Source organism: Herpetosiphon llansteffanensis (assembly GCF_003205875.1).
Classification (GTDB): Bacteria; Chloroflexota; Chloroflexia; order Chloroflexales; family Herpetosiphonaceae; genus Herpetosiphon; species Herpetosiphon llansteffanensis.
In genome coordinates, this window is record NZ_PUBZ01000087.1 from 26,247 (window position 1) to 37,862 (window position 11,616).

An 11,616-nucleotide genomic window follows, 5' to 3' on the forward strand; every position below is an offset into this window, starting at 1 on the left:
CCTCGCCCGCGTCCAGTGGGAGAGGGGGCTGGGGGGTGAGGGCATGCTGCTTGTTGTTAATCCAATGTACCAATACCGCTATAGGCTATGGGCGTTGGTTTATTGAAACCATAATCCTAAACATCTGTGGCTAAAACGAGGCTATTGGGAAATAAATCTAACAAATCTATGGCCAAAATAATCATGCGTGCAATTCGTGGAATTCGTGGCAAAAAACCTGCGTGGTCTCAGGCCTTCGTAATTACACAACAATCCCCGTAGAAATCTCCACGGGGATTGCGGCTAATTAATCGAGATTAGCGATTGTCGGCAAGCCATGTGCGGGCAGCGTTGGTGGTAAATGGTGCAAGCAACAAATTGGCTTCTGGCGTTGCATACGATACGCCAACCAAGCCATAATCGACTTGGCGCTCAATTGCATTGGCTGGTGCATAGACCTTGATGCTGCTATCAAAATCGTATGAGCGTTGCACAACTTCGAGCGACAAACTACCAAAATCAGGGTCGTTGCTATACATGCCTAATTGCATTTGATGCAGATAGTTGGCTTCAACCCCAACCCACAAATCAAATTTGAGGTAGCTTGTGCCAGCAGCATCGCTATTAAGCCAAATTTGATATTGCTCGGTTGGTGCACCAGCAATTGGCATTGCACCCATATGGGTTACTGGCACATCGCCGGTTGGTGTTTCGGGCAAATCTTCAATTGGCGCAGCTTCGGGCAAACCAGTTGCTTCAATATACCATTGGGTTTCAACCCCAGTGCGGCTGTAGAGCGTTCCATCGTAGAGCACCATTTCAACCAAGTCGATATCCGATAAGAAACCAACTGGGCGAATGACCATATAGGCCCGATTGGGGTTTTCTTGCTCGACCTTGGCTACCATCAATGGCTCGCTATTGATTTGCATCAATAATTCACTGCGACCACTTGTTTGGGCTTTAACTGCTGGTAAGCTATCAACGCGTTCAGCAGCTGCTGCTGATAAACTCGTCACCATCACCAATAATGCCACGAGAGCAACACGCATTCGCTTTAACATAGCCGATTAGTCCCTTTCACTCAACACAACAGGGCGTTGTGCTCGTGATACGGTACGCCAACGATAGTCCTAGGTTACAACAATACAGGTACTATCTTTCAATAGTACCTGTATCAACTCAAAGCGTGATTTGCTCAATTGCGCTCAGCTGGTCGGCATAACCGAGCAAGCTTTGGGCAATATAGGCGGGCACATGCTCGGCCCAACCAAAAATGAAGCTTACATTTGGCTCATCGGGCGGCGCAACTGCGTGCGGATACGGCGCAATCGTGATCAAAAATGCTTGGGCGTTGGGGTTGACCTCGGCCAGATACTTGCGCCAAACCTTTACGAAACTTGTACCACCCCAGCTATCGCTTGCCCATTCCTCGTTGTCGGTAATTGCAATGACCACATCAACCACCTCGCGGCGGGCATACAAATAGGAAATTGGGGCCGAAACCGCCGTACCACCACCAAATTTTGTGCCAATTTGCTGGATAATGTGCATCAGTTTGGTGTGACGCGAAAAATCCAGCTGCCGAATAGTCGTATCAAATGGCAGCAGTTGCGCCGTAGGATTACTGCGATAGAGCGAGCCTGCGAAAATCCCAGCAATATCGACATAGCGAACGTGTGATTTGGGATTGAGCGTGCCGCGCATCGAGCCAGAAATATCCGGTGCAATTACCACGCGGCCAGGAATTGCGGGCATATTCTCAAAGGCCATTTCGAGCATCTGCGCAAGGGTTTGGCGAATCAGGCCTTCTTGCTCGTTCATTGGTAGGAAGGCCATCCAAGCAGCATGCAGCCGAAAAGGCAAAATCTTGGCCCGCCGCAAGGCTTCAAGGTCGCTCAAACGGCCAACCACATAGTCAATCATTGCTTGATCGTGAAACACGCCAGCGCGTTGCAAAGCTACCAAATGGCGCAGCAAGGCAAAGTAGGGCATTTGCTCCATCAACACTCGCCACAACTCGCGATCTGGCTTAATGGCACCAGTCACAATTTCGTAGGGCAAGCGCCCACTTTCAACCAAGGCTCGCTGTTCGTTCGGTTCAGTCGTGCGCTTCAGTTGCTCCAGCACAGCGATTTGTGGCAAGAGCGTGGGCGCTTGCTCGGCCCAAGTTTCGCGCCAGCGTTCGCGATCAATCAGATAGCTGAATAAGGCACTGGTGCGATCATCGACCGGTTGTGGGCGCGTGAGCCGCAGCACATCGCGCAAGGTCATGCTGCCAGCGTTCGTGCCACCATATTTAATCGCGTGATATTCGCTCAGATTAAGCAACCAAGCATTGATGGTTTGCTTGATCGCGCGACCCATGCCAGGCCGAATCTGGTGCGAACGCACAATTTGCACAAAATCCTGCAAATCGCCAGGTGTAAGAATAATTCGGTTAAAAATTTGGCGAAACAAGCCCAAATCGACAGTTGATAAAACGACCAACCCAATAATTGGCTGAAGGCGCATGGTTCCTTGTTCGCGGGCATAGACCAAGGCTTGCGCAGCAAAAAGAGGGTTCTGGGCTAACATTGCTTGGTGCAAATCCAGCGTCAAGGCATAATTGGTACCTTTAGAGGCATAAAACGTCGAGCCAAGTGTATTGGTCAACAACATTTGCACATAATGTTCAGCCAAACTGCGTTGATAGGTTGGCAAGCCATGGTAATTAAGCCCGTTAGCATCGGCAGGGGCGTGTGCAAACAGGCGGCGAACAACGTTCATGACCACCTCCAGATTATAAGGAAGGAAACACCACTTCTCTCGGAAAAAACCATGGCCAAAGCCGAATCACGCTTGCGAATCAAACGCTGTGACTTGGTTTGGGCAACTACATCACATCAAATTCGACTTGGCCATGGGGCCACAATAGGGGAGCCTAGCAGGACTCGAACCTGCGCCCGAAGCAATTCCTACTATCACCTCGCGAACGAGGAAGTGGACGTAGAAGTCTTTGCTCTACCAACTGAGCTATAGGCTCCAAATTTAAGGATGAGGGATGAAATCAAACCCCAAGCGTGTTAGGGATCAGTTGTCAGGGGCTGGGGATCAGTCATTTGGACAAACCCACCACCCATACGCCAACCCACAAATTGTTCCGCTAGCCAATAGCCAAGAGCTGAGGGATCGGGGTTCAGGGGCTGGGGATCGGGTATTTGGACAATCCCACTGCCCATGCTCCAACCCACAAATTGTTCCAGCAGCCCATAGCCAAGAGCTGAGGGATCGGGGTTCAGGGGCTGGGGATCGGGTATTTGTGCAAACCCTCCACCCATACGCCAACCCGCACATTATTCCAGTAGCCAAAAGCCCAGAGCCTGTTCTACGCGATCTTCGCGTTCTTCGCGGTTCCAGCCTTCGTGGATCATCTCAATTGAGACTAACTTATGGTTACAATGGTTCTAAGAAGCGGCTGATTAAAGCCCGCATTCGCCAAGTTAACATTGCACGGTCCCTCTGGTAGCTGCATACGACTCCTTCAAACGGTATGCTGAGCGTAAGGCTGCTGAGGAAGAGGCGTGGAACTTCGGAATGAGCGAAGTATGTCCCACAAGCACCTCAGCAAACTCTCACTTGTCTCCCACAAGCTGGCGAGGAAGCAAACTAGAGTGAAAATACCACACCTCGCCAGCTCGTTGATTCTCTCCCACAAGCGCTACGCCATTGATTTTGTGATCAAACATTGGCTAGCGATTCCTTGCACTAAAGTCAATTCCTGCTCCGCTCGTTCTCTCCCTCAAGCGGTTTTTTTGGCTTTGCCGCGCCATGGCAAGCGCCATGAGGTTGTTGGCTCGGGCGCTGTCTCAATTTGCGCCAATTCCAACACTTTACGCACATAGCTGCGCACTTCGCCGTGGCAGGTATCCAAGTGCTTGGCAACCTTGGCGGCATCTTCCACCACCACAGGCACACGCAAGCTTTGGTCAAACCACGAAACAATTCCAGTTACATCGCGCATAAGTTTGGTTGGGGGCGTTAAGCACACGACCCGAACCAACACATCAGCACGCTTAATTTTGGGATGTTGCACCGTAAACATGGGGCTGGCAATATAATTTGCGTAGATCAACACTTTGGCAATCAGCAAGCGATAGCGAAGGCTGTCATCACTGATTGAACCAGTGTCTACGACCCATAAATCCAACCCAGGGCGGGCGGGGTCGAGCGAACCCGCAACAATATCAATGCGGGTGGGATCTTCGAGCGTCATGAGCAAACCTCTCGCTAAAACAAAATAGTCGCCACTGCTGTGACGACCTTAGCATTAGCGTGTGTCAGTACGCGTCACACTAGCGGTCGCCATCCATCCTTCGTCAAACTCATCTCGCCTGCAAAACCGTAGCCTAAATCTACATTACGCAATGAGCCACAATTGTGGGCTATCGGCGAGTAATGTGTGATAGGCTGGCGTTTTGGTTGTGGATTGGTGAGTAGCCGTCGCATGGTGCTCGTTCCTTTCCTATTCGATCTACTAATTTCGGTGATAGGCTCACTATAAACGCTCTAGCATCGCCCGACATCAGCCATCAGGCGGAAATTCCTAGGCAATTAGGCTGAGAGCAAAGGATGAAGGATGAAGGATGAGAAGGACAGATTTACCCAGAGCACTAGAGATCCATAGCTTTGGGCGCTAAGCTAGCAGCTAATAGTTCATTGGATTGGCAATGAGGAACATGCCCTCACCCCCAGCCCCTCTCCCACCGCACGCGGGCGAGGGGAGCACATGCGTTTTCCCCGACACATTGCGCAGAACGAGCGTGTTAAAGCCCCTCGCCCGCGCACGGGAGAGGGGTTGGGGTGAGGGGATCAGACATTGGTTAACGTGATGTACCATTATAGCTATGGGCTAGTGAAGATATTTTTAAAAGAATAAAAATCGTAACCCATAGCCAAAAGCCTATAGCCACATCCCCTAGATATGTTTATTTTCTACCCTTCCATCGCATCCCTAACCTAATCCCTGACTGCTGGCCCCTCGCTTATTCTTCGCCCAAAACAAAGCGCCGAATGCCATAGGCAGCGCCATCTTCGGCCAAGGTTGGCAGCGTATGATTCGCCGCAGCTAAGGCAAAACGATCAGCATTGCCCATCGCCATGCCAAAGCCCGCCCAAGCCAACATCGAAGCATCGTTCTCGCGGTCGCCAATGGCGGCAACTTCTGCTTGCGCGATGCCAAGATGTTCGGCCAAAACTGCTAAGCCAACACCTTTGGAGCTGCCAATCGCCGAAGCCTCGCCAAAATGGTCGTGCGAACGAAAAATCTCCAAGCGGCCTTGCCAACGTGCGCCCCATTCTTGCATCGTGCGCTCTAATTCAGTTGGGTTGGTAATCCAAACCAGCTTGGTAACGGGCTTTTGCTGCACAATTTCAACCAAGTTTGGCACAACATTAACCGGAATATCCACCAGCGAAAAGCTCAAATATTCTTCAACCTCTGGGCTGCGCTCGACAATCCACAATTGATCGTCAATATAGGCCTGAATATACAAGCCCTCAGCTAAGGCCAATTCAACCACTTCGGCAGCCAAATCTGGCGGCAAAGGATTATCGTAAAGCACGGTGCCATCGGCAGTTTGCACGTGCGCACCTTGGTAGGTAATTAATGGCGTGGTGATGTTGAGCATATCAGCAAATGGCTGAGCAGTGCGAATCATCCGACCAGTTGCAATAGTGACATGCACGCCAGCAGCTTGAGCATCGGCAATCGCTGCTTTGGTGGCGGCGCTTGGCTCTAAGCTTGCATCAAGCAAAGTTCCATCAAGATCAAGCGCTAATAAACGATAGTTGGGCGACATGAAGTATCCTCTAAAACGCAACAACGACGTGCAGCTAGTATACCGCAGCGTCGTTGAGTCGATATTCTCGAATGCTTGCTAGTATAACACCATCAGCGCTCCTGATCCTTGGGCGCATCAATATAGATCATTGGTTGCTGACTTGGGTCGGCATAGACAATTGGTTGGCCTTGAAATAATGGCTCGGTTTCAACCGGCACTGGCTTGATTAATCGGTCTAAACGCCCAACTAATAAGGCATTGCCAATATAGATGGTTATCGCCAGCAAAACCAAATAGCTGACAATTAACAACATATCGAGCCATGGATTAAAATCTTTCGCCACCAGAATTCGCACCATAAGCAGGTAGAGCCAACGCCCAAGCACCATCAAACCTGCTTGCCAAGCAACCTTGCGCACAACTGCTTGCTCATCAAACAGCAATAAAAATGGAAGCAAGCCAATCACAACTGACACAATGGGCAGCAGATTTTGCAATGCAGCATTGGTGTTCACCAACTGATACTGCTCAACGCTAATGAGGTTATTGTTCCAGGCCCATCGTAGCAGCACTGGATAAACCGCCAGCAGCATGATGATCGTTACAATCGGCTCAATCACGACAATGCCCAACAAATGTTTCATGCGTTCGATTGAGCTTTTGTTGCGCTTCGCCAGCCAAATGCCAAGCGCAATCGCCAGCCAAAGCACCAGATAAATCCCTATAACCATACAATTCTCCCAGGTAAACGTTTAGGCAACGCCACTTTGCGACATTGCGCCTTCCAAAACATGCTGAAACGCATCCATATCGGCGTTCAAATTACTCAACCGCTCGGCAACTTCTTGCGAGGTTTGGGTAGCGCTCGAAGCCTCGGATGCGCGCAAACGCACGGTTTCAGCCAATACATTATCAAGATTGGCAGCAATATTTTGCAATTGTGCCGTAATCCGATCATAGTAGGTTGCCAAGGCTTGGGCATTTTGCTGCCGATCAATCAAGGCGGCGCGGGTTTCCTTCAATTGATCAACCGTATAGCTGTCTTTGGTCATCGCAATCCGCTGATCAAGATTATCGATTTGCGGTTGCAGGCCATGCGGTGGCGAGGTATACAAATATTGCTCGATCAGTTGGCCTTTATCAGCTAAGCCATGGGCCTGTTGATACAGTTCGTTGGCCTGCTCGGCAATTGGCTGCAACAGACGTTGCAACGGCCCAGCAGTTACATTGGTCGAGCGCGTAATCTCGCGGCGGGTGTGGTCAATCGTATCTAAATGCGATTGAAAGGTACGGCTGGTAATTTTGGCCAATTTTGGCGATTCGGGCTTTTGCTGCAAAATATTGGGGTCGCTGGCCAAAGCCCAGAGCATCAAGCCATAGGCAATAATTGCAACCACAATCAACCAAGGATAAATCGTCAGCGACATGACAATCCCAACTGCCAAGACAACTAAGGGCAGGGGCTTGGTGGCCGCAACACGTAAAGGATGCCGTGAATTCATAAGGCTACGTCCAATCTCTAGAAAAATTGATTCGCTGATTAACGTTTAACACTTGGTTCGATCGAATTCCACAAATCGAGCACCGCCTTGATCGTGGCCGCATCTGGCTCAGCTGCAAGATTGGCAATGCTCAGTTGCACGCCAGCACTTTGGTATTTTACAAATGGCGAATCGGCTGTATCAATTGCGACATCCGGGTCGACTGGGCGAAAGCCTTGCTGCACAGCCATGGTTTGTTGGTCTTTTTCCAAAAGAAATTCACGGAGCAAGCCAGCGGCTTCGCGTTGATCGACGCTGCTCCACGAGGCATCCAAAATGGCCAAGGGATGGTCGCTATATAAATTTTGGGGTGGATACAGCAACATCAATTTGCCAAAGCGACCCTGAGCCTTGGGCAAATATTCCAAGGCGGTGCTCTCATACACCACGGCTGCGCCATAGGTGCTTGGGCCAACTTGAACCATTTTGAGCATCAACGAGCCAGTGCTTTCGGCAAATTGTTCGACATTTTTGGCGTAGCCTTGTAGCCATTCAACAAATTTGGGATCGCTAATATCCGCAGCGGTTAAGCCGTTGGCTTTATTATGATAGGCATAGGCCATCAAAACCCAGGCTTGAAACCCGCTATTCGAGGTTGTTGGGCTGGTTTGGCCCAAGAGAATTTTCTGGCTGCGCTGGGGCAGCAATACACCATCATGCAGTGCTTGCCAAAATTGGGCATCTTGCGATTTAACTAGCTTTGATGCAGGCGAGCCTTCGTAGGCCACCAGCACCAGCGGCGAAATCAGCAACGGTTGGGTATCAGCAGCCAAATTCGTTTTGCCATCAATTTGGGCTGCATTAATTTGGGTAATTTGCAGGCTACTTGCTGGGCTAATTGCGGTTGGGCGCAAACTCCCAGCCTGCAATTGGCTCACAATTTCTTGCGAACCACGCGCAATCAATTCGACCTGAATTGGCTTGCCATCAACCGTGGGCTTGGTCGCGAGCCATGTATTAACCGTTTGCTTGAGCCAAATATCTTTTTCACTGCTATAGACCACTTGGAGCTTAATTGCCTGACTTGGGTCGGGCGTGCTCGGCATTCTGGTTGGTAAAATTGCCAACGGCGCTGATGAATCCAGCCACCCGTTGCTGACAGCCCCAACGACGAATGCACAAATTATAAAAAAGCCTACGGCAACCACCCATGCCTTACGCATAACAACTCCGTTCTATCCAAAGATCAAGAATGCTACAATGTTATGGTTTTGTTAAGCAAAAATAGCATTTCAGCCCATTAGAATGAGCAATTTATCTACGCCATTCACTTGGTTTCGTTACAGCAAGTCTAGTGCAACTAATTGTAAAAAGCTAGCCCAAAAATGGGCAAATGCTGAGCATTGGGTGGTTGTGGGGGTTTGATTTAGGCCAAATTCACGCCATGGCCAGCGGTATTGGGTAAGGTTAAGCGCCCGCCAGTCTGTTCAAAGCCACCAACAAAAGGGTGTTCAGCAATAAACAGCGGCGTATCCAAATCGACAAAGTGGAAATTACCATTGCCAGCAGCTAGGTTGGCCGAGAAGCTCATGGCCAAAATGCTTTCGACCATACCACCAATCATCAAGCCTAAGCCTGCTGCCTCAGCAATCGCAATCATGTTCAAGGCTTCAGCCACGCCAGCCTTCATCAATTTAATGTTAATTACGTTGGCAGTGCCTTCGCGGGCAATCCGCAGCACATCGCTTGCCGAGCGCGCCGATTCGTCGGCGGCAATTGCAATGCCCGCTTGAGCGCTAAGTTGGGCCATACCAGCCCAATCCTCACGCGGCAGTGGTTGCTCAAAAAGCGTCAGCGGAATCGCCTCTGCTTGGCAGGCAGCGCAAAAAGCTAAGGCCCGTTGAACATCATAGCCACAATTGCCATCAACAATTAATGGTGCCCGCGGCGCAGCCTGATGAATTGCCCGCACTCGCGCCAGATCATAGTCAACATTCTCGCCAGCAGTTTTAACTTTAATCACATTAATGCCACGAGCAACAATCGCTTTGGCCGAAACTGCGGCATGAGCTTCATCGCCAGCGGTAATCGTCATATCAGTTTCGAGCTGCTGGCCCATACCCCCAAAAAAGATGTGCAGCGGAACATTGTAATGGCGGGTTAAAGCATCAAGCATGGCCATTTCGAGGCCACAACGGGCAGCAGCCGCCTCGTGATCGAGCTGATTGAGCAACAACGCCAACTTACGCCATGCCCGCACATCTGCGCCAAGCAAGCTTTGTTGCAAGGCCTGCACGGCAACAATAGTGCTGGCTTGGGTTTCGCCGCTGACCGCCGGAAAAGGAGCTGCCTCGCCTAAGCCCAGCGTGCCATCGGCTAATTCGATTTTGATTAACACATTGGCAGCAACTGCTTGGCTGCCGCTGGCAATGGCAAAAGGCTCGGTCAAGGGCAAATTAATCGCTTCAGCGCTGATCGTTCGAATCGTCGTTGCTAGCATAGCGGTGCTCCTATCCTACAAGGCTATCTGATTGCTTGTATTATAGCGGCGCTTCGCCCTCAAACCGAACTATTTAAAGCAGCTAAAACACCAAACGCTGGTTGATGTATTCAACCAGCGTTTGATCATTTGGAGGCGACAATGGGATTCGAACCCATGGATCGCGGTTTTGCAGACCACTGCCTTACCACTTGGCTATGTCGCCAACAGGCGGGATTATACCACAGCATCAGCTTCACTGCAAGAATGATGAAACTGGTTGGAATCTCGCTGCAACAATTCAAAATAGCCCAGCGTCCTAGCTACCAGATAATCAATCAAGTGCTTTTGAAGGAGCTACACCAATGACTACGCAAGTTTCAAACCGTTTGACCCGCAGCGCTACCGACCGCCGTTTTGCTGGCGTTTGTGGTGGGATTGCAGAATACTTAGCCATCGATTCAATCTGGGTTCGCCTGACCTTCGTCTTCTTAGTTTGGACTGGGATTAGCATTTTGCTCTACCCATTGTTGTGGTTCATTATGCCTCGCGGCGCAGTGAGCTACTTGGCGCAATCAGGCCAAGTTGTCCAACAACCAGTCAACTATCAAGTTGCGCAAAGCGTCGGCGTTCAACCAAGCGTCAATGCTCGTTTCGACCCAATGACTGGCCAAGCAATCAAAGCTGAACCATATCGCTTCGACCCAGTAACCGGTCAACCAGTTGGTCAAAGCATTCCGGTCAGCAACCTTTCAACGCCAGTTGCCACGGTTAGCCCAGATGTGATCAAAGCTCGCCGCAACTTGTGGCTCAAGAGCGCCTTGGTCATCGGTGGTGCTTTGTTCCTGAGCAGCATCTTGGTCGACATCGCTCCAGTGCTGATTCCAGTTGGCTTGGTCGTTGCAGGCGTGTGGTTGATTCGCAACAACAAAATCTAATTGCTTACCACTCAGCCGCCCTTGGTGCTTCGCACCAAGGGCGGTTTTTTGTTGTTCACAAATGGCAACGATTGAATGCTTGACGCAGCTAGGCTATGCTATGATAGCATTCAGCACAGTGCTTTCGAATTTCTTGTGTTTTGGAGGATCACCGACTCATGTCCAGTTTTCTGCTAAACGCTCACTCTGGTTGGCGTTGGATTGTTATGTTAGCGATTTTGGTTGCCGTTGGCTATGGTTTGTGGGGTTGGCTAACCAAACAATCATGGAACGACACCGCGCGCAAAATTATGCTCTTCACCACGATTGCGATTGATATTCAGTTGCTGCTTGGCTTAGCCTTGTATGTTGTCAACAAATCGTGGAGCCAACTCAATCCTGCGACTGTGCGCTTTGAGCACCCAACAGTGATGGTGCTGGCCTTGGGATTGGCCCATGTGGTTAATACCAAAGTCAAACGCGGTGAAATTCCAGCGGCCCGCTATCGCTTGATGGCGCTCGGCACGATTGCAGTCTTAGTGTTGATCGTGGTTGGGATTGTGCGCTTGCCGGGCAATCGTTTGTTTGGCATGTAAAATTCTAGCGATTCAGAAATACAAAAACGCCCTGCCGAGTGTGCCAACTCAGCAGGGCCTTGGTTTAGCTAGTTCATTAAATGTAATACGGCAAAGATCATACTTATCGCAAGCACAGCCCACGATAGCATTTTGTAGCGAGGATATTTTTGCTCGACTTGGAAGCCTAACACTAGAAAAAATATCCCAAAAAAGAAGAATTGACCTGCTTGAAACCAACCATCTTCTGCCCTAAAAGCAGCCATCAAACTGATGATCCAGCTAATGGCTGCTGTAATTAGAAAAAGCAGCTGGGTCTGTTTTGAAACTACCATTCATTGCTCCCGCTTAATCAACATGTTA

At 50.1% G+C, this 11,616-nt stretch carries 11 protein-coding genes and 2 tRNA genes; 2 read left to right on the forward strand and 11 right to left on the reverse strand.

Annotated elements, in window-relative coordinates:
• Positions 1-296: 296 nt before the first annotated feature.
• From C5S61_RS10045 to C5S61_RS10090, 10 genes are all read right to left on the reverse strand, one after another.
• Positions 297-1,031: a hypothetical protein gene (locus C5S61_RS10045; RefSeq protein ID WP_124033418.1), complete on the reverse strand. Its 735-nt coding sequence runs from the start codon at positions 1,029-1,031 to the stop codon at positions 297-299.
• Between the two features lie 130 nt (positions 1,032-1,161).
• Positions 1,162-2,748, reverse strand: coding sequence for a TROVE domain-containing protein (locus C5S61_RS10050; RefSeq protein ID WP_110514925.1), 1,587 nt, complete (start codon positions 2,746-2,748; stop codon positions 1,162-1,164).
• A 149-nt stretch (positions 2,749-2,897) separates the two neighbouring features.
• Positions 2,898-3,004 (reverse strand) — tRNA-OTHER (locus C5S61_RS26825).
• Positions 3,005-3,760: 756 nt separating this feature from the next.
• Positions 3,761-4,234, reverse strand: coding sequence for a hypothetical protein (locus C5S61_RS10060; RefSeq protein WP_110514927.1), 474 nt, complete (start codon positions 4,232-4,234; stop codon positions 3,761-3,763).
• Between the two features lie 769 nt (positions 4,235-5,003).
• Entirely contained in the window at positions 5,004-5,819 is an 816-nt protein-coding gene (locus C5S61_RS10065) for a Cof-type HAD-IIB family hydrolase (protein ID WP_110514928.1), read from the reverse strand.
• 92 nt (positions 5,820-5,911) lie between these two features.
• Positions 5,912-6,532 (reverse strand): hypothetical protein, encoded by a 621-nt coding sequence (locus C5S61_RS10070; RefSeq protein WP_110514929.1) that lies wholly within the window; start codon positions 6,530-6,532, stop codon positions 5,912-5,914.
• A gap of 21 nt (positions 6,533-6,553) precedes the next feature.
• Positions 6,554-7,303 carry a VirB3 family type IV secretion system protein gene (locus tag C5S61_RS10075; RefSeq protein ID WP_110514930.1) on the reverse strand — a complete coding sequence of 250 codons (750 nt, stop codon included), beginning with the start codon at positions 7,301-7,303 and terminating at the stop codon, positions 6,554-6,556.
• A 38-nt stretch (positions 7,304-7,341) separates the two neighbouring features.
• Positions 7,342-8,505 (reverse strand): substrate-binding domain-containing protein, encoded by a 1,164-nt coding sequence (locus C5S61_RS10080; protein ID WP_110514931.1) that lies wholly within the window; start codon positions 8,503-8,505, stop codon positions 7,342-7,344.
• A gap of 203 nt (positions 8,506-8,708) precedes the next feature.
• Positions 8,709-9,782 (reverse strand): dipeptide epimerase, encoded by a 1,074-nt coding sequence (locus C5S61_RS10085; protein WP_110514932.1) that lies wholly within the window; start codon positions 9,780-9,782, stop codon positions 8,709-8,711.
• 130 nt (positions 9,783-9,912) lie between these two features.
• Positions 9,913-9,987 (reverse strand) — tRNA-Cys (locus tag C5S61_RS10090).
• 139 nt (positions 9,988-10,126) lie between these two features.
• Here C5S61_RS10090 and C5S61_RS10095 point away from each other — a divergent pair.
• On the forward strand, positions 10,127-10,699 hold the full coding sequence (locus C5S61_RS10095; RefSeq protein WP_110514933.1) for a PspC domain-containing protein: 573 nt from the start codon (positions 10,127-10,129) through the stop codon (positions 10,697-10,699).
• Positions 10,700-10,857: 158 nt separating this feature from the next.
• Entirely contained in the window at positions 10,858-11,274 is a 417-nt protein-coding gene (locus tag C5S61_RS10100; RefSeq protein WP_110514934.1) for a hypothetical protein, read from the forward strand.
• Positions 11,275-11,342: 68 nt separating this feature from the next.
• Here C5S61_RS10100 and C5S61_RS10105 read toward each other — a convergent pair whose 3' ends face one another.
• Positions 11,343-11,588 (reverse strand): hypothetical protein, encoded by a 246-nt coding sequence (locus tag C5S61_RS10105; RefSeq protein WP_110514935.1) that lies wholly within the window; start codon positions 11,586-11,588, stop codon positions 11,343-11,345.
• Positions 11,589-11,616 lie beyond the last annotated feature (28 nt).